We start from the raw sequence: 16,875 nt of genomic DNA on the forward strand, positions 1-16,875 counted from the left end.
GATCAGTGGTCGTGGTCGTCGTCGAAGTTGGCGACGCCGAGTTTCCAGTAGCCGGTGACGTCGTAGTCGGCCTTCTCGAGCCCGAGGTCGTTCTTGAGCCAGCGGCGCAGCGGTTTGATCTGCCCGGCTTCACCGGCGACCCAGGCGTAGAGCCGCTCGCCTGCCGGAACCTCGATCGTCTGTACCGCGCGGGCGAGCATGTCGGTGGTGCCCGGCGCGGCGTCACCCCGGTGCAGCCAGTGCACTTCGACGTCCTCGGGCGCGGACAGCTCGATCTCCTCGGCCGCACCTGCGACCTCGATGAACGCCCAGCCAGCGGCGGTGCGCGGCAGTTCCTCCAGCCAGCGCGCGATCGCGGGCAGGGCGGTGAGGTCGCCGGCGAGCAGGTACCGGTCGTAGTTGTGCGGCACGATCAGCCCGCCGGGCGGACCCGCGACGTGTACTGGCGTACCCGGCGTGACGGCCTTGGCCCACTCGGCGCCGAGCCCACCGTCGTGCAGCGCGACGTCGAGGTCGAGTTCCCCGGAGGCCGGGTCGTAGCGGCGGACCGTGTACTCACGCGTCGTCGGGAACGGCTTCGGCCAGCGCAGCATGTCGCCGTTCGGCTCCGGCAGCCTCGGCTCCGGGTCGAACTCCGGGAAGATCAGCTTCACGTGCTCGTCGGGCGAATGCGCCTCGAATCCGGCCGTGCCAGGTCCGCCAAGGGTCACGCGAACCAGTCCGGAGCCGATCATCTCGGTGCGAACGACTTCGGCCGTCCGCACGCGGATCGGGTAGCCCACCTTCTCCGCGTGCTCGCCAACGCGGACCTCGGCGATGCGTTCGAGGTGCCGGTGGCGGTGATCGGCGCGGCTCACGCGACGTTCCCGGTGAGGATCTTCGTCCAGTGGCCGAGGTTCGGCTGCTCGGCGAGATCGGCGAATTCGAGGGTGTCCGCGCCGTCCGCGCGCCACTGCTCGACCAGGCCCATGATCCGCATCGAGTCGAGGCCGAGGTCGGTGAGATCGGTTTCCGGTTTCAGCTCGGCCACGTCGCAGCCGAGCAGTTCGGCGACGTCGGCGTGGATCTTCTCGACGGTCAGGCTCATCGGGGTACTCCGGCGTGGATCGGGGCCAGCGCGGCGAGCGCGGCGGTGGTGGTGGTCAGGGCGCCGCAGCGCTGGGCGACGTATTCACAGGCCTGGTCGTGGCGTTCGCGGGAGAAGTCCGCGACGGCGTCGCCGACCAGGAACGGCTGGACGTCGCGCATGAACGCCTCGACCGCGGTGGCCTGGCAGCCGATGTGGGCGTAGACGCCGGTGATCAGCAGCTGATCGCGGCCCGCTTCAGCGAGCTGTTCGGTGAACGTGCTGCGCTGGAACGCGCTGTAGCGCCACTTCGTCAGCACGGTGTCGCCCGGCTGTGGGGCGAGTTCGTCGACGACGTCGGCGGCGCTCGGGTCGTCATCGATGACCGCGCCGATACCGTCGCCCCAGAACTCGGTGAGCAGGCCGCGGTCCTCGGCGGCCTGGTGGCCGGGCTGCGCGGTGTAGAACACCGGGACCCCGGCCGCGCGGGCGGCTCCGGCGAGCGCGGCGATGTTCGCGACCATCTCCGGGACCGGGGATCCTTCGTACGGCGCGAGGAAGTACCGCTGCGCGTCGTGCACCAGCAGCGCGGCACGGGCGGAGTCGGGTTTCCAGCCGACCCGTCCGGCGGGCAACTCGGCCTCCGTCGGCAGCGAGTAGGGCCGGATCTTGGGCAGTGACACGACTTTCATCCCTCCTTCGCCAGGGCGGCCAGTGCCGCCCGCAGCTCGCGTTTGCTGGTCTTGCCGACCCCGGTCACCGGGAACTCCGGTACCACCTGGACCAGATCGGGCACCTTGAACGCCGCCACCCCGCGCTCGCGCACGAACCGGCGCAGCTCCGCCGCGCCCGGTTCTGCTCCGGCAGTGGGGACGACGTAGGCGCAAGTCCGCTCGCCCAGGTACGGATCCGGCACCGCGACCACGGCGGCGTCGAGGACGCCGGGGTGGGCCATCAGGTGGTTCTCGACCTCTTCCGCGGCCACCTTTTCGCCACCGCGGTTGATCTGTTCCTTCGCCCGGCCGACCACTTCGAGATGCCCGGACGGGTGCTGCCGGACCAGGTCGCCGGTGCGATAGAAGCCGTCTTCGGTGAATGCGGTCTTGTTGTGCTCCGCGGCCCGGTAATAGCCACGGATCGTGTACGGGCCGCGGGTCAGCAGCGCGCCGATCTCGCCCGGCGCGACGACGTCGTCCGAAGTGGACAGTGGATCGTCCGGGTTCACCACGCGGATCTCGTCGTCCGGCGAGATCGGCCGTCCCTGCGTGGCGAGGACGTACTCGTCAGGGTCGTCGAGCCGGGTGTAGCAGACCAGGCCCTCGGCCATGCCGAACACCTGCTGCAGGCGGCAGCCCAGCGCGGGCCCGATCTTCTCGGCCAGTTCACGGGCGCATTTGGCGCCGCCGACCAGCAGGACGTCCAAAGAGGACAGATCGCGGGTGGTCCTCGCGGCCGCCTGTGCCCACGCGGCGGCCAGCGGCGGCACGAGCCCGGTGATCGTCACGCCCTCGGCCTCGATCAGGCGGAACGCGGTGTCGGCGTCCGGACGCGGCGCGAATACCGTGGCTGCACCTGCATGCAGCGCCCCGAGCATGCCGGGTGAGCTGAGCGGGAAGTTGTGCGCGGCGGGCAGCGCGGCCAGGTACACGCTTTCCGGGCGCAGGCCGCAGATCCGGGCGCTTTCGCGGACGCTGTAGAGGTAGTCGTCGTGCGTACGCGGGATCAGCTTGGGCAGCCCGGTGCTGCCGCCGGACAGCTGGAGGAACGCGACACCGGCGGGATCCGGGTCGGGCAGCGCGCGCGGCTTGGCCGCTTCGAGCGCGGCGAATTCTTCCGTGCCGACTACGAAGACCTCCCGCACCGACGGGATTCCGTCCGCGACCGAACGCGCCATGGCCGCGTGGTCGAACCGTTCGTGTTCGCCGACGGTCAGGATCGCCGCGGCCTCGCTCTGCTGCGCGAAGTGCCGCAGTTCGCTGGCCCGGTGCGCGGGCAGCGCGAACACGGGCAGCGCGCCCGCCCGCCAGAGTCCGAACACGACGGACGCGAACTCCGGCACGTTCGGCAGTTGCACGACGACCCGGTCACCCGCCTGGATCCCGGCTCCGGCGAACCCGGCGGCGAGCCGGTGCGCCCGCTCGTCGAGTTCGGCGAAGGTCCAGCGGGCGGTCTCGCCGATCACGGCGAGACGTTCGGCGTAGGCCTCGGCGAGGCTGGTCAGCAGCGTGCCGAAGGTCTGGCCCCGCCAGTGTCCCGAAGCCCGGTAGCGCGCGGCGGTCTCCGGCGGCCAGGGCACGTGATCCGGGTTCACGCGACTCCCTCCAGACCGAGGGCCCGCAGCATGGTGCCGAACTTCGCGCCGGTCTCGGCGAGTTCGGCCTCCGGGTCGGAACCCGCCACCACGCCCGCGCCCGCGAACAACCGCACGGTCCGGTCACGGACCTCGGCGCAGCGGATGGTGACGACCCATTCGCCGTCACCGTCCTGATCGGTCCAGCCGACGAGACCCGCGTAATAGCCGCGATCCTCGGGTTCGAGCGCCGCGATGGTGTCGCGGGCGAGGCCGGTCGGGACGCCGCAGACGGCGGGCGTCGGATGCAGTGCTTCGGCCAGCGCGAGCGCGGACGAACCGGCGTCGCCCGCATCGGCGAGCCGTCCGCTGATCCGGGTCGAGAGGTGCCACATCGTGGGTGTGCCGATCACCTCGGGTTCGCCGGGCACATCGAGGTCCACACAGAACCGGCCCAGCACCTCGGCCACCTGCGCGGCGACGTGGGCGTGTTCGGCACGGTCCTTTTCGGACGCCATCAGATCGCTGATCCTGCGGGCGTTTTCGGCTTCGTCGGCGACGCGCGGGCGAGACCCGGCCAGCGGGTTGGCCGTCACGGTCCGGCCGCGGCGGGAGACCAGCAGTTCCGGGCTCGCGCCGATCAGGGTGCGCGGCGCGGGATCGCCCGGCGCGCTGACGTCGACGGCGAAGGCGTGGGCCGCCGGGTCGGCGTGGACGAGCCGGGCCAGCAGCCGCGGCACGGCGATGGGGTCGCCACCGGTGACGTCGAGGCAGCGGGCCAGCACGATCTTGCGCAGGTCACCGTCGCGGATCTCGTCCAGCGCCCTGGCGACGGCAGTGGTATAGACCTCGGGAGCGGGCCGCGGCGACACCGACCAGTTCCCCCCACCGAGCGGGGCCACCGGCCTGCCGGCGCCCGGCGCGCCCGCCCGGCGCACCACGGCGGGGACCACCAGGCTGCTCGGGGCCTCCGGCCGGAATCCGATCGCCCCGGCCACCACGGGTTCGGTCACTCCAGCCACGAGCGCGGCGTCGAGGACTTCGGCGGCGGCACGGGCCCGCTTGCCCGGCGCCGCGTGCACCGGGGAGTACACGCCGTCGGCGAGCAGCGATCCTCGAGCCGACGAGTAGTAGAACGATCCGGGCAGGTACGCCGCCAGCAGATCGGCCGCCTGGTGGACCGGCCTTGGTCGGGCCGGTGCGGGTGAGGACACGACAGGATTCCCTTTCGCAAATACTACTGATCAGGCTGGCACCGGTATGGAACGCGATCCCCCGGACGCACCGAAAACGCCTTTCGGTTAGCCTAACCTAATCATGCGGACCCGAAAAGTCTTCGTTGCCTCATCGAGATCACGCGCGAAGCGTGGCGCCGCCGTCGACGTAGAGGTTCTGCATGGTGATGTGCCGCGCGCGATCGGAGGCCAAAAACAGTACTGCGTCGGCGATGTCGGCGGGTTCGGCTATCCGGCCCAGTGGTATGCCGACGCGGTATTGCTCCGGATTTCCCCCGATGACACGGTCCGCGCCGTTTTTGTCCGTCCACAGTAGACGTTGCATATCGGTGTCGGTCGAACCGGGCGAGACGATGTTGCAGCGGATGCCGGAGCCCGCCAGTTCGAGGCCGAGACAGCGGGTCAGCATCGTCGCCGCGGCCTTCGACGCGGCGTAGGCGGCCATCCCGGTCCTCGGGACACCCGCGGCGTTGGACCCGACCGTCACCAGCACTCCGCTCCGGCGGGGCAGCATCCGGCGAGAGATCTCTCGAAGCACGGTGAAGACACCGGTGGAGTTGACGGCGAACGTCGCCGCCCAGTCTTCGTCGCTCGTCTCGCAGACGGACCCCGGCTTCAGTACGCCCGCGACGGACGCCCCGATCCCGATCGGCCCGAGTTCGCGTTCGACCTCGTCGACCACCCGCGTCACGGCGGCGGGATCCCCGACGTCCGCGACGAACGAGGTCACCCCGTCCCGGGAAGGTACTTCCGTCAGATCCACCGCCGCCACGATCGCGCCCGCCTCGGCGAGTCCGTCCACGACGGCCGCCCCGATCCCGCGCGCGCCTCCGGTGACGAGCGCGACCTTGCCCTCGATCCCTTCCACGCCACAACCACCCTATGTCCCATTTACCGAGGTCCCATTTACTTAGCCTTGCCTAAGCTAGCTGGCGAATCCGGACAAAGCGAGGGACCGACACCGGTGATTAGGGACACTTCTAACGAGGCACGGGGCAGGACAACGGACCGCGGTCGGTTCCCCCGCCCCGCAAAGTGATCCGCGCGGTGCCGCCGAGGGAGTCCATGACGGTGCACACGATCTGGTCGACGGCCCTCGCGGACAGCCCGGCGACACCGGCCGAGAGGGTCACCATAGCGTCGTCCGGCCCCGTTTCCTGATCGAGAACCCTGGTGCCGAGCGGGACTTCGCTGGTATAGCGCCGTTCCCGCTCGCTCTCGTCCGGTCCGGCGGCGAGCAGTTCGACCGTGCGTGCCAGTGACAGTTCCTCGTCCAGCCGGCGCTGCACCCGCACCGGTTCCCCGCCGGACAGGAAATAGAGCACCGCACCGTGACCGGGCTCCCCGGGGGTGGCACCGGACGGGCCCACCGGAGCGGGCGCCCCGGGGATCACGCCACTGGGCCGGACACCGCAACCGGCGATCGCCAACGCGATCAGAGGCAGCGCGAGCCAGTTCTTCCTCACGCCGTCACCACCTGACGGGGCAGGCGCAGGGTGAACACCGCGCCGCCGTCCGTGCCGTTCGCGGCGATCAGGGTCCCGCGGTGCAGACGCGCGTTCTCCCAGGCGATCGCGAGCCCCAGCCCGCTCCCGCCGGACCGCGCCCGTGCCGAATCCGCCTTGTAGAACCGGTCGAACACCTGCGGCAGCACTTCGGGAGCCAGCCCCGGCCCGTGGTCCGAGACCTCCAGTGTGATCCAATCGTCCGCTTCGGACAGCCGGAGTGAAACGGGCTTTTCCCCGTGCCGCAACGCGTTCCCAACCAGATTCGCCACGATGACGTCCAGCCGCCGCGGTTCCAGTCCGGCGAAGATCCCGGCGGGCAGGTCTTTTTCCACCTCGTCGGACCAGCCGCGGACGCGGAGACTCGCCGTGATCACCTCGGCGACGTCGACCTCCTCCGGCATCAGGGTGGCCGCTCCGGCGTCGAACCGGGACACCTCGATGAGGTCGTTCACCAGCCGGGTCAGGTGGTGCGTCTCGTCGATGCTCATCCGCGCCGCTCGGCCGGCGTCCCCTGGCAGGTGCGCCACTTCCTGCTCCAGCACGTCCGCGACCGCGGTCATCGCGGCCAGTGGCGTACGCAGTTCGTGGGACACGTCGGCGACGAACCGGCGCGCGTCGGACTCCAGCCGTTCCAGCTCACCGACGTGCCGTTCCAATGCCTCGGCCGTCCCGTTGAACGTTCTCGCCACGCCGGCCAATTCGTCCGAACCGCGGACGCCGACCCGCGCCCGCAGGTCGCCTTCCCCCAGCCGGTGTGCCGCGGCGCCCAGTTCCCGCACCGGCCGCAGCACCCCGCGCGCGGCCAGCAGCGCAAGCCCGATGGCGAACACGAGGGCCAGCCCGCCGATCAGCCAGGCCCGGGTCGCGAGTTCCCCGATGCTCTGTTCCTCGGGAACCAGCAAGCGGGCGACGTAGGCCTCGATACCCGAGTCCTGCCGCTTCCCGTCCGGGAGGACGACGGTGAATCCGGTACCCACCACCAGCATCGGTGTCCCCTCGGAGACGACCCGTTGCCAGGCGACGGTTCCCGACCGGACCTGCGCCCGCAGTTCCGGCGAGATCAGCGGTCGCATCTGCTCGCTCCCGACCGCCCTGTCCCCGTGGAAGACCAGGGAACTCAAATCACGATCGGACAGTTCGCCGCTGATCCGGTTCAGCGTCCCGTCGCTCGGTGGCAGCGGGCCGAGCGGATACAGGGCGGTGGCCTTGTCGACCAGGACGCGGGCGGTGGCGTCCTGCGCCTGCTGGAGGATCACGGTGCGGGACTGGACGTAGGTGAAGCCGGCGACCGTCGTCGCGGTGATCACGACCAGCAGGCTGAACGCCATCAGCAGCCGGGTGCGCAGACCCCAGAGCTTCACAGTGGCCCGAACCGGTACCCGAACCCGCGGACCGTCTGCACGTACACCGGGGCCGACGAGTCGTCCTCGATCTTCGCCCGCAGCCGCTGGACGCACGCGTCGACGACCCGGGAGTCACCGAAATATCCGTGCTCCCACACGCTTTCCAACAGATACTGGCGGCTGAGCACCCGGCCGGTGACCTGGGACAGTTCCAGCAGCAACCGGAGTTCCGTCGGGGCGAGGGCGAGTGGCTTGCCGTCCTTGGTCACCGTCAGCCCGGCGCGGTCGATGCCGAGGTCGCCGTGCCACTCAGTCTCGGGCTGTGCGGGCCCGGGGCGCGAGGGCTGCCCGCTGCGGCGCAGCACCGCGCGGATCCGCGCCTCCAGCACCTGGGCCCTGGCAGGCTTGACCACGTAGTCGTCCGCGCCGGCGGCGAGTCCGGCCACCACGTCGATGTCGTCGTTGCGCGCGGTGAGCATGATGATCGGCAGCTCGCCCGCGGCCCGGATGCGGCGGCAGACCTCGAATCCGTCCAGTCCGGGCAGCATCAGGTCCAGCACGACGACGTCCGGTGGCCTCGACGCGAGTCTGGCCAGGCCTTCTTCGCCGGTGGCCACCCCGTCGATCGCGAGACCACGGCCCCCGAGCGCCATGCACAACCCGTCGCGCACGGCCTCGTCGTCTTCGATGAGCAGCACCCTGGGCATACCGACGACTATCGCAGCGCCGGACGGAATCCGCTCGTCCATGACACGCCATCGTGCCTGCCCTGTTTCCGCGGAACATCCGCGGAATGTCTTCGTTCTGTCACAGCGTGGTCCGTGCGGAACGGTGACATATTCGTCGGCGTCCGCGCACGTGGCCGCGATCGGCCTCGGACAGGCGGCGTCGACTGTGGACGGCATGAAAGAAATCGTTCTCGCCGTGGTCACCCGCGTCCTCGCGGTGCTGCTGGTGATCCCGGCGTGGCTGCGGTCCCCCGGCCACGCGCGGCGGCTCGCCTGCGGCTGGGCGCTGTCGCTGCGTTTCCCCGCCGAGAACCTCGCCGGGCTCACCGGCGGCACCCTCGACGCGTTCACCGCCGCCAGGACGGAAGCCTTCTGGCGGCACCACACGCTGCTCGGCCTCACCTCGGGACACCGCGACGCCGCCGAGCAGCATCGCCTGTACGTCGACGACGTCGCCAAGACCGGGGCGGCGCGGAAGCGGGTCCTGCCCCCGAAGGATTCGGCGCACGTCCGGGGTACCGCACTGGACGTCCGGCCGCGCGAAGGCGCGCAGTGGCTGGAGGACCACGGCGCCCGCTTCGCGCTCTACCGGACCTACGACAACGAATGGTGGCATTTCGAGTACTGGCCTGAGAATCCGCCCGCGCGGGTGCCGCACCCCGGCTGGCGGATGGGAGTCACCCAGTGACGGTGATGTGGGGAGCCAGCGCCGCCAGGAAGTCGGCCGCGTCGAAGATCTCCCCCGCCGAGACGACCCCTCTCGCCTTGGTCCGTCCGTCGAGGACCCGCTGGACGGCCTCCACCACCAACGGCGCCGTGATCGCGTAGATGTCCCTCCCCTGAGCCACGATCCGCCGTTCCTCACCACCGGACCGGACGACGACGTCGACCACGAACGTCTGCGAAGACGGGCCGTCCGTGGCGAGCGACGGTGTCTCGGGCGCCACCACCTCGCGGGCCGCGTCCACCGTCATGTACGTGGTCACTTCGGGAATGGCGAGGTGACTCGGAACGGTGACGACGTCGGCCATCGTGAACTCGCCGAGCACCGCGCTGGTACCCCACGGCGCGGGGAAGTCCCAGTCCAAGGTCGGCAGCGCGTCGTCGCGATATTCGATCCGGCCGCCGGAGAACCGGAGCCGTTTCCCGTTCCGCCGCTCCCGCGAGACCTTGCTCGCCGCGCGGGTCCCGTCCGTCGGATGCCAACTGCTCAGCCCGTAGGCGATATGCACTTCGTCGGCCGACGTCCACTCACCCATCGCGGCGGTGACCAGAAGGTCGCCGAGACCGCCGAAGAACGCCATCGCCGGGATCACCGTCGCCTCCTCGGCGCGGTCGCCGAACCGCGCGAAGGTGTCGATGTTCGCTTCGAGCTCCGCGGCAACGTCCAGGTACGGGACACCTGCCCGCAGCGCCGCTTCGATCACCGGCGCGGCGGTGTCGGCGAACGGCCCGGCGGCGTTGATCACCGCGTCTGCTCCCTCGAAGGCGCGGTCGAGCGTGGCCGGGTCGTAGACCGAAGCCTGCCGGATCATGAGGTCAGGCCAAGGCAGGCCACGCAGCTTGGCCTCGTCACGGCCGACCGCCAGCACGCCGAAGCCCCGCTCGCGCAACTCCGCCACCACGAACCGGCCGGTGTGCCCGTAGGCCCCGAACACCGCGACGTTGAACCCCGTACCCATGGTTTCTCCTGCCCTTGGCTGATCCACTGTGGACCATCCTGCCGACGGGAACCGGCCGCCGACAGTGTCCGGAACGCCATCATGCGTACACTTTCGGACATGCATAAGGTCGCCCTCGCCGCCACGGACGGGATGCTGCAGTTCGAGCTGGCCATCGCCCACGAGGTCTTCGGTTCGAGCCTGCCGGGATTCACCGGCTCCTGGTACGAACTCACCGTCTGTGGTCCGGCCGCGGTGAAGGTCGGCCGGTTCCTCCTCGAACCGGACCACGGCCTCGGTCACCTCACCCGTGCCGACACCGTCATCGTTCCCGGCTGGGCCGACGTCGACGTCGCTCCGCCCGCGGACCTCGTCGACGCCGTACGTGCCGCCCACGAAGCGGGCGCGCGGGTGGCGTCCCTCTGCACGGGCGCGTTCGTGCTGGCGGCCGCCGGTCTCCTCGACGGCCGCCGCGCGACGACGCACTGGGCGCACACCGACATGCTCGCCGACCGCCATCCTCTGGTGGAGGTCGATCCGGACGTCCTCTACGTCGACAACGGCAGCGTCCTCACTTCGGCGGGCAAGGCCGCCGCGATGGACCTGTGCCTGCATCTGGTCCGCTCCGACCACGGCTCGGCGGTCGCGAACACCGTCGCGCGCCGCCTGGTCGTCCCGCCGCACCGCGCGGGCGGGCAGGCCCAGTTCGTCACCGCGCCGGTGCCCGATCAGGACGACCATCCGCTCGGCGGCCTGCTCCCCTGGGTGACCGAACGGCTGGACCGGCCGCTGACCGTGGAGGATCTCGCCCGGCACGCCAACATGAGTTCGCGCAACCTTGCCCGGCATTTCCGGTCCGCGACCGGGACGACGCCGTTGCGATGGCTGCTGATCCAGCGCATCCGCCGCGCACAGGAACTACTGGAGCGCACCGACGACAGCGTCGACCTCATCGCGGAGGCCACCGGGATGGGCACCGCCGCGACACTGCGACGGCATTTCAACCGGACCGTCGGCGTTCCGCCGGACAGCTACCGCCGCACCTTCCGCGCGCAGACGGCTAGCGGAGCCGCTCAGTGACGAGAGCCCGCTTGAGAATCTTGCCCATCTCGTTGCGGGGCAACGCTTCCAGATAATGGACCACCCGCGGTCGCTTGTGCGGCGACAGCAGGGCGGCGACGTGGTCGGCGAGTTCGTCCGCCGTCGGCTTGATCTCGGCGGGGACGATCCACGCGACGATGCGCTCGCCGAGGTCCTCGTCCGATTCGCCGGTGACGGCCGCCTCGGCCACGCCGGGATGTTCCAGCAGCGCGTTCTCGATCTCACCCGCGCCGATCTTGTAGCCACCGCTCTTGATCAGGTCGGTGGCGGGGCGGCCCACGATCCGCACGTAACCGTCCGCGTCGCGCACCGCCATGTCACCGGTACGGAACCAGCCGTCGTTCAACGCGGCTTCCGTGGCGTCCGGCCGGTTCAGGTAGCCCAGGAACAGGTTCGGGCCACGGACCTCGATCTCCCCCACCGTCTCGACGGCGTCGAACGGGACACCGGAGTTGTCGACCAGCCGCAGTTCGACGCCGGGCAACGGCGGGCCGACCGAGCCGGGCCGCCGATCCCCGAGTCACGGACCCCGCAGTTCATCAGCGTCTCGGTCATGCCGTAGCGCGGGCAAGGCGGCGGAGCCCGACACCAGCAGCCGCGCCGCGCCCACACCGGCGGCCAGCGCGGGATCGGCTTCGCAGTCGGCCGCCAGCCGGTGGTGCAGCGAACCGCCCCGCCGCAGCGGGCCGACCACGCCCAGGATCAGGCCGTGCACGTGGAACAGCGGGAGGGCGTGCACGAGGACGTCGGCGTCCGTCCAGCCCCAGATCCCGGCGAGCGCGTCGAGATTCGACGCCACCGCCCGGCGCGGGAGCAGAACTCCCTTCGGCGGTCCGGTAGTCCCCGAGGTATAGATGACGAAAGCTGGGGTCTCCGCGTCCGGCTCTTCTCCTTGCCACGGCGTGCCGGAGCGGTCCAGTTCGATATCGGCTCGTGGCACCGCCCCGAGTTCCGGCGGCCAGCATCAGAAGATCGCCGACGCCATCCGGAACGGCGACCCGAAGGCGGCCGCGAGCGCGATGCGACGGCACGTCCAGACCGTCAGCAAGGTCCGGCTGCTGACCTGGGACCCGCAGACCGACTGATCCGCCTGCCTTAGGCTTGGTCTCGTGCCGATCGTGGAAATCACTTATGCGCCCCACCTCTCCGAAGCCAAGCTGCGCGAACTGGGCACTGTCCTGCCGCACCTCGTGTCCGTCGCGGTGGAGTGTCCCGAGGAGCCCTACGACGGCGATCTGCAACCGGGCGACGTCGAGCTCCGCTTCCGCCAGCCGGGCCCCTTCGACCGTTTCGGGCTGGACTTGCTGATCGAGGTCAAGTCCAAATGGTTCCCGAGCCGGGCGGACAACCGCCAGGAGCGGGTGGACCTGCTGCGCACCAGCATCGAGTCCGCGACCGGGATCGACGACGTCGGCGTGTACCTCTCACTGCCCGTCGCCGCTTGGTCGCAATCGGATTAGCGCTGCCCGAACACCTGTCGCCGGACGAACGGACTCCGGAACTTGCCATCCGGGTCCAGTTCGACGGCCAGCGCCCGGAAATCGGCCAGCTTCGGGTAGTTCCCCGTCCGCTGGAAGAGCTTCCCCCAATGTGCCCGGACATCGAACGGCGCCAAGCGCTCCTCCATGACTGGAAGCAGCGCGCGGACCGCTTCCTCATCCGGCTGCCACGTGAAGTGCAGTGCCATCCGGTCACCGCCGTGGAACGGGCTGAGCCACAGCTCGTCCCCCGCCACCGTGCGGATTTCGGAGGTGAGCAGGACGGGCGCCAGCCGGTGCCCGATGCCGCGCAGCGCCTCCATCGCGGCGACGGCGTGCCGGACGGGCACGAAGTACTCGGTCTGTAGTTCGTTCCCGATACTGGGTGTGAAGTCCAGGCGGAAATGCGGGATCCGTTCGTGCCAAGGCCCCGGCACCCCGAGTTGCCGCGTGCAGTTGTCCGCCGGGATCCCCGCCGCGTGCGCCGGATGCCTCGGCCCGTCCGCCGCCTTCGCGCCGAAGAAGTCCGCGCCCGCCTGTCCCGGGCCCTTGACCCAGATCTGGTCGATCTCGTCGCGGGCCCAGTTCGTGAACATGCTGACGCTGTACCCCGCGTCCTGGATCTCTTCGAAGTGCTCGTACGCCGACTCCCAGGACAAGCCGTCGAAGACGTCCTGGCGGAGTTCGAAGGACGGCACGAGGTCGAGCGTCAGCCGGGTCACCACGCCCAGCGCGCCGAGGCCGACGACCACGCCGTCGTGGTGCGAGTACGTCTTCAGCTCACCGTCCGCGGTGACCAGGTCCAGACCGGACACGGCCGACGCGAGACTCTGGTTGCGTCGTCCGGAGCCGTGGGTCGCCGTCGCGACGGTGCCCGCCACCGTGCAATGCAGCAGCGAAGCGAGGTTGGCCAGCGCGAACCCGGCCGCGTGCGCCTGAACGGCGACGTCGCCATAACGGGCCGCCGCCGACACCGAGATCGTCGCGGACTCCGCGTCGAGTACGGCCTCGGTGTCGAGCGCGCTCAGGTCGAGCTGGACACCACCCGGACAGTCCGCGATGTCGTTGAAGCAATGCCTGCTGCCGAGCGCCTTGACCGCGGTCGCTCCGGCGACGGCCTCCTGGACCTGTTCGACCGTGCGCGGGCGAAGGATCCGCTCCGCGGTGAAGGTCTGATTTCCCGCCCAGTTCGTCTCGCGCACCCGGCCCAGCCTACGCAGGCCAGAATGCCAAGGTCGGCCTTGATTCCACTCAGTGAGAGAATGGCCGGATGGCCGGGAACCTCTCCACGCCGGGCGCCAGCGTCACTTCGCGGGCGTTCGCGCTGCTCGGTGCCTTCGACGTCGAGCACCGTGAGCTGTCACTGACCGAACTCGCGAACCGCGCCGTTCTGCCGTTGCCCACCGCGCACCGGCTCGCCCGCGAACTCGTGGGACTGGGCGCGCTGGAGCGACGCGAGGATCGCTACGCCGTCGGCAGGCTGCTTTGGGACCTCGGCCTGCTCGCCCCCGTCCAGTTCGAACTGCGGCAGGTCGCGGCCCCCTTCCTTCAGGATCTCTATGGCGCGACCGGTGCCACCGTGCACCTCGGCGAGCGGGACGGCGGCCAGGTGCTCTACCTCGACCGGCTTTCCGGGAACGCGTCCGTGCCGGTGGTCAGCCGGATCGGCGGACGGCTGCCGCTGCACGCCACCGGGATCGGGAAGGTCCTGCTGGCCTGGGCTCCGGAGGATGTCCAGCGGCAGGTGCTCGCCTCGCTGACCCGTGTCACGCCGTACACCGTCACGCAGCCCGGACGGCTGCGTGAGCAGTTGCGGCGCGTCCGCCGGGAGGGCTACGCGCAGACCGTCGAGGAGATGAGTCGAGGCGCTTGCTCGGTCGCGGTCCCGATCCGGCCGTCCGACGGCGGTGAGGTCGTCGCGGCACTCGGCCTGGTCGTCCCGGATCTGAGCCGCGGCAAGGCGCGACTGGTCTCCGCGCTCCAGGTGGCGGCCGCCGGAATCGGCCGGAGCCTGCGAGTTTCACTGAGTGAAAGCGGACGCTAGGAGTTCACCTGCCTCACGACCAGACTCCGGTCATGCGAACCCCAGTCGCCATCGTCGGTGCCGGCCCCGCCGGACTGCTCCTGTCGCATCTGCTCGATCTGGCGGGCGTCGAATCGGTGATCGTGGAGACCCGCTCGCGCGAGTACGTCGAGGCACGGATCCGGGCCGGCATCCTCGAACAGTCCACAGTGGACCTCCTGCGCGAGGTCGGGCTCGCCGACCGGCTCGACCGCGAGGGCGACGAGCATCGCGGCATCTATTTGCAGTGGCCGGAGGAACGACACCATCTCGACTTCGTCGACCTGGTCGGGCGCAGCGTGACCGTGTACGGCCAGACCGAGGTGACCAAAGACCTCGGCAAGGCGCGAGCGGCGGCGGGGCAGCAGATCCACTACGAGGTCAGCGACACCGCCGTACACGACGTCGAGACCGACAAGCCCTACGTCACCTTCACCGCTCCTGACGGCACGCCTCAGCGCCTGGACGCCGACGTCGTCGTCGGCTGCGACGGTTCCTTCGGGCCCTGCCGCACCGCGATTCCCGACGCCGCGAAGCAGACCTGGGAGCGCACCTATCCGTACTCGTGGCTCGGCGTCCTCGCCGACGTCGCCCCGTCGACCGACGAGCTCATCTACGCTTGGCATCCCGACGGTTTCGCCATGCATTCGATGCGTTCGGCCACTGTCAGCAGGCTGTATCTCCAGGTGCCCAACGGCACCGACATCGGCACGTGGTCCGACGAGCGGATCTGGGTAGCTCTCGCGGCCCGGCTCGGCCACGGCCAGAACGGCTGGACGCTCACCCCCGGGCCGATCACCGACAAGAGCGTGCTGCCCATGCGCAGTTTCGTGCAGCAACCCATGCGGCACGGCCGCCTGTTCCTCGCCGGCGACGCCGCCCATATCGTGCCGCCGACCGGCGCCAAAGGCCTCAACCTCGCCGTCGCCGACGTCGCCCTCCTCGCCCCCGCGCTGGCCGCTTTGGTGCGAGAAAAGAACTCCGCGCTCGCCGACGCCTACTCCGACGCCGCACTGCGCCGGGTTTGGCGGTGTACGCATTTCTCGTGGTGGATGACGACGATGTTGCACCAATCGGGCGATCCGTTCGACCGGCAGTTGCAGCTCTCGCAACTGCGTTGGCTGGCGCGAAGCGAGGCGGGCAGGGCGGGGCTGGCGGAGAACTACGCGGGGCTGCCCATCGGGTTCTGACTCGTCTGGTCCGGTTTTCGAGGGCCGTTGGCCAGCCTCGGGCGATGGACGAACTGGCGGCGTTGGGGGCCGGATGCGGGTTGGTCGTGGGTTGGTCGTGGGTGGTTCGCGGCTGGTTTCGGATGAACGGACGGCGGTGGTCGCTCCGGGGCGGGCAAGGGCTTGGGGCTCGTGTTGGGTGTTGCCGTTCTGAGGCGACGGTCTGGGGTACACCAGCGATCGACGGGTGGCGAGCTTCGATCTGGCGAACAGCTCGAGGCGTCGCCGTCCCGCGGCAAGACCACATGGCAGAAGATGCACCACGCGCCATTCGACAGAGGCGAATCGGGACAGGTTTCGCCATTCCACGGCAACGGCCCAGGCGAACCAGTGAACGGCCAAGCTTCGGACAGGCCACCAGCCGCGGTCGTCGCCAATTCGCGGCAACGCGACAACGCAACGCCGCCGAGCACCGGACAGCCAGGTGCCTGGTCTTGCCATTCCTCGGCGACGATCAGGGGTGAACCAGCGATCGACGGGCGGCAAGCTTTGATCCGGCGAACAGCTCGAGGTGTCGCCGTCCCGCGGCAAGACCACAGGTTTCGCCATTCCACGGCAACGGCCCAGACGAACCAGCGATCAGCAAACGGCCAAGCTTCGGTCAAGCCACCAGCCGTTGTGGTCGCCAATTCACGGCAACACCAAGCGCGGAACAGTCAGGTGCCCGGTGTAGCCGTTCCGCGGCAACGATCCGGGACCAAAACCGATCGGCGTACGGCAAGCGTCAATCAGACCGCCAGCCGTGGTCACCGCCAGCGGCAACCGCTCCACGAGACCGCACACTCGTCGCCGTTTCGCGGCAACAGGTCAGAACGGCGGCGTTTCCGACCGCGGGTCATGCAATGGTGGTGGCGCACTGGTGTGGACCTGCCCGGTAGGAGTGGTGATCTTCAAGCCGCCATCGGGTTCGAGGTGATAGATCCAGCCGGGTTCGTCTTTCAGCCGGTGGTCGCGAGTGCAGTAGGTGACCAGGTCGGCCACGTTCGTTTCGCCCTGGAACTGCCACGGAATCGAGTGGTCGAGTTCGCAGACATGGGCGGCCCGGTTGCAGATGGGTCGGCCCTGGGCGCGCCGCCCGAGTTTCCTCGGGTGCGTTTCCCAGAGGCCGCCCGCCGAACCCGCCGTGCGACTCTCGCCGCAACGGGCTCTCCATGTAGTTATGCTTGTTGGGCTG

At 70.0% G+C, this 16,875-nt stretch carries 17 protein-coding genes and 2 pseudogenes; 6 read left to right on the top strand and 13 right to left on the bottom strand.

What is annotated here, in order from left to right; all coding sequences use genetic code 11:
- Positions 1 to 2 precede the first annotated feature (2 nt).
- The 9 genes from ACLARN_RS33065 to ACLARN_RS33105 form a co-directional block, all read right to left on the bottom strand.
- On the bottom strand, positions 3 to 857 hold the full coding sequence (locus tag ACLARN_RS33065) for a siderophore-interacting protein (protein ID WP_409495397.1): 855 nt from the start codon (positions 855 to 857) through the stop codon (positions 3 to 5).
- The gene (locus ACLARN_RS33070; protein WP_409495398.1) at positions 854 to 1,087 is read right to left on the bottom strand and encodes a phosphopantetheine-binding protein; all 234 of its coding nucleotides are present in this window, start codon (positions 1,085 to 1,087) and stop codon (positions 854 to 856) included. The genes ACLARN_RS33065 and ACLARN_RS33070 overlap by 4 nt, the downstream gene beginning before the upstream one ends.
- The gene (locus ACLARN_RS33075; RefSeq protein WP_409495399.1) at positions 1,084 to 1,758 is read right to left on the bottom strand and encodes an isochorismatase family protein; all 675 of its coding nucleotides are present in this window, start codon (positions 1,756 to 1,758) and stop codon (positions 1,084 to 1,086) included. Before ACLARN_RS33075 ends, ACLARN_RS33070 begins: the two co-directional genes overlap by 4 nt.
- Positions 1,755 to 3,377: a (2,3-dihydroxybenzoyl)adenylate synthase gene (locus ACLARN_RS33080; RefSeq protein ID WP_409495400.1), complete on the bottom strand. Its 1,623-nt coding sequence runs from the start codon at positions 3,375 to 3,377 to the stop codon at positions 1,755 to 1,757. Before ACLARN_RS33080 ends, ACLARN_RS33075 begins: the two co-directional genes overlap by 4 nt.
- Positions 3,374 to 4,570 carry an isochorismate synthase gene (locus ACLARN_RS33085; protein WP_409495401.1) on the bottom strand — a complete coding sequence of 399 codons (1,197 nt, stop codon included), beginning with the start codon at positions 4,568 to 4,570 and terminating at the stop codon, positions 3,374 to 3,376. Before ACLARN_RS33085 ends, ACLARN_RS33080 begins: the two co-directional genes overlap by 4 nt.
- A gap of 139 nt (positions 4,571 to 4,709) precedes the next feature.
- The gene (dhbA, locus tag ACLARN_RS33090) at positions 4,710 to 5,459 is read right to left on the bottom strand and encodes a 2,3-dihydro-2,3-dihydroxybenzoate dehydrogenase (RefSeq protein ID WP_409495402.1); all 750 of its coding nucleotides are present in this window, start codon (positions 5,457 to 5,459) and stop codon (positions 4,710 to 4,712) included.
- Between the two features lie 112 nt (positions 5,460 to 5,571).
- Positions 5,572 to 6,057: a GerMN domain-containing protein gene (locus ACLARN_RS33095; RefSeq protein ID WP_409495403.1), complete on the bottom strand. Its 486-nt coding sequence runs from the start codon at positions 6,055 to 6,057 to the stop codon at positions 5,572 to 5,574.
- Positions 6,054 to 7,460 (bottom strand): ATP-binding protein, encoded by a 1,407-nt coding sequence (locus ACLARN_RS33100; protein ID WP_409495404.1) that lies wholly within the window; start codon positions 7,458 to 7,460, stop codon positions 6,054 to 6,056. Before ACLARN_RS33100 ends, ACLARN_RS33095 begins: the two co-directional genes overlap by 4 nt.
- Positions 7,457 to 8,191 carry a response regulator gene (locus ACLARN_RS33105; protein ID WP_409495405.1) on the bottom strand — a complete coding sequence of 245 codons (735 nt, stop codon included), beginning with the start codon at positions 8,189 to 8,191 and terminating at the stop codon, positions 7,457 to 7,459. The genes ACLARN_RS33100 and ACLARN_RS33105 overlap by 4 nt, the downstream gene beginning before the upstream one ends.
- 154 nt (positions 8,192 to 8,345) lie before the next feature.
- On the opposite strand from ACLARN_RS33105, the gene ACLARN_RS33110 reads away from it, so the two are divergent.
- Entirely contained in the window at positions 8,346 to 8,858 is a 513-nt protein-coding gene (locus ACLARN_RS33110) for a M15 family metallopeptidase (protein WP_409495406.1), read from the top strand.
- Here ACLARN_RS33110 and ACLARN_RS33115 read toward each other — a convergent pair.
- The gene (locus ACLARN_RS33115; protein ID WP_409495407.1) at positions 8,848 to 9,852 is read right to left on the bottom strand and encodes an NAD(P)H-binding protein; all 1,005 of its coding nucleotides are present in this window, start codon (positions 9,850 to 9,852) and stop codon (positions 8,848 to 8,850) included. The two genes, ACLARN_RS33110 and ACLARN_RS33115, sit on opposite strands and share 11 nt — an antisense overlap.
- Positions 9,853 to 9,951: 99 nt before the next feature.
- On the opposite strand from ACLARN_RS33115, the gene ACLARN_RS33120 reads away from it, so the two are divergent.
- Positions 9,952 to 10,911, top strand: coding sequence for a helix-turn-helix domain-containing protein (locus ACLARN_RS33120; RefSeq protein ID WP_409495408.1), 960 nt, complete (start codon positions 9,952 to 9,954; stop codon positions 10,909 to 10,911).
- On the opposite strand, the pseudogene ACLARN_RS33125 reads toward ACLARN_RS33120, so the two are convergent.
- Positions 10,892 to 11,890 (bottom strand): annotated as a pseudogene (locus ACLARN_RS33125) (AMP-binding protein); the annotation flags it as partial. The gene ACLARN_RS33120 and the pseudogene ACLARN_RS33125 overlap by 20 nt on opposite strands.
- Here ACLARN_RS33125 and ACLARN_RS33130 point away from each other — a divergent pair.
- Together ACLARN_RS33130 and ACLARN_RS33135 are read left to right on the top strand one after the other, a co-directional pair.
- Positions 11,787 to 12,017: an FCD domain-containing protein gene (locus ACLARN_RS33130; RefSeq protein ID WP_409495409.1), complete on the top strand. Its 231-nt coding sequence runs from the start codon at positions 11,787 to 11,789 to the stop codon at positions 12,015 to 12,017. The pseudogene ACLARN_RS33125 and the gene ACLARN_RS33130 overlap by 104 nt on opposite strands.
- A 24-nt stretch (positions 12,018 to 12,041) precedes the next feature.
- Entirely contained in the window at positions 12,042 to 12,392 is a 351-nt protein-coding gene (locus tag ACLARN_RS33135) for a hypothetical protein (RefSeq protein WP_409495410.1), read from the top strand.
- Here ACLARN_RS33135 and ACLARN_RS33140 read toward each other — a convergent pair.
- Positions 12,389 to 13,612, bottom strand: a complete 1,224-nt coding sequence (locus ACLARN_RS33140; RefSeq protein WP_409495411.1) for an FAD-binding protein — start codon at positions 13,610 to 13,612, stop codon at positions 12,389 to 12,391. The two genes, ACLARN_RS33135 and ACLARN_RS33140, sit on opposite strands and share 4 nt — an antisense overlap.
- Positions 13,613 to 13,680: 68 nt before the next feature.
- Here ACLARN_RS33140 and ACLARN_RS33145 point away from each other — a divergent pair, with 68 nt between their 5' ends.
- Both ACLARN_RS33145 and ACLARN_RS33150 read left to right on the top strand, forming a co-directional pair.
- The gene (locus tag ACLARN_RS33145) at positions 13,681 to 14,454 is read left to right on the top strand and encodes an IclR family transcriptional regulator (protein ID WP_409495412.1); all 774 of its coding nucleotides are present in this window, start codon (positions 13,681 to 13,683) and stop codon (positions 14,452 to 14,454) included.
- Between the two features lie 32 nt (positions 14,455 to 14,486).
- Positions 14,487 to 15,662, top strand: coding sequence for a 4-hydroxybenzoate 3-monooxygenase (locus ACLARN_RS33150; protein ID WP_409495413.1), 1,176 nt, complete (start codon positions 14,487 to 14,489; stop codon positions 15,660 to 15,662).
- An 846-nt stretch (positions 15,663 to 16,508) separates the two neighbouring features.
- Here the strand turns inward: ACLARN_RS33150 and ACLARN_RS33155 are convergent.
- Positions 16,509 to 16,875, bottom strand: a pseudogene (locus tag ACLARN_RS33155) (hypothetical protein); the annotation flags it as partial.

Origin of the sequence: Amycolatopsis sp. cmx-11-12 (genome assembly GCF_046269425.1) — a bacterium.
GTDB lineage: Bacteria > Actinomycetota > Actinomycetes > Mycobacteriales > Pseudonocardiaceae > Amycolatopsis.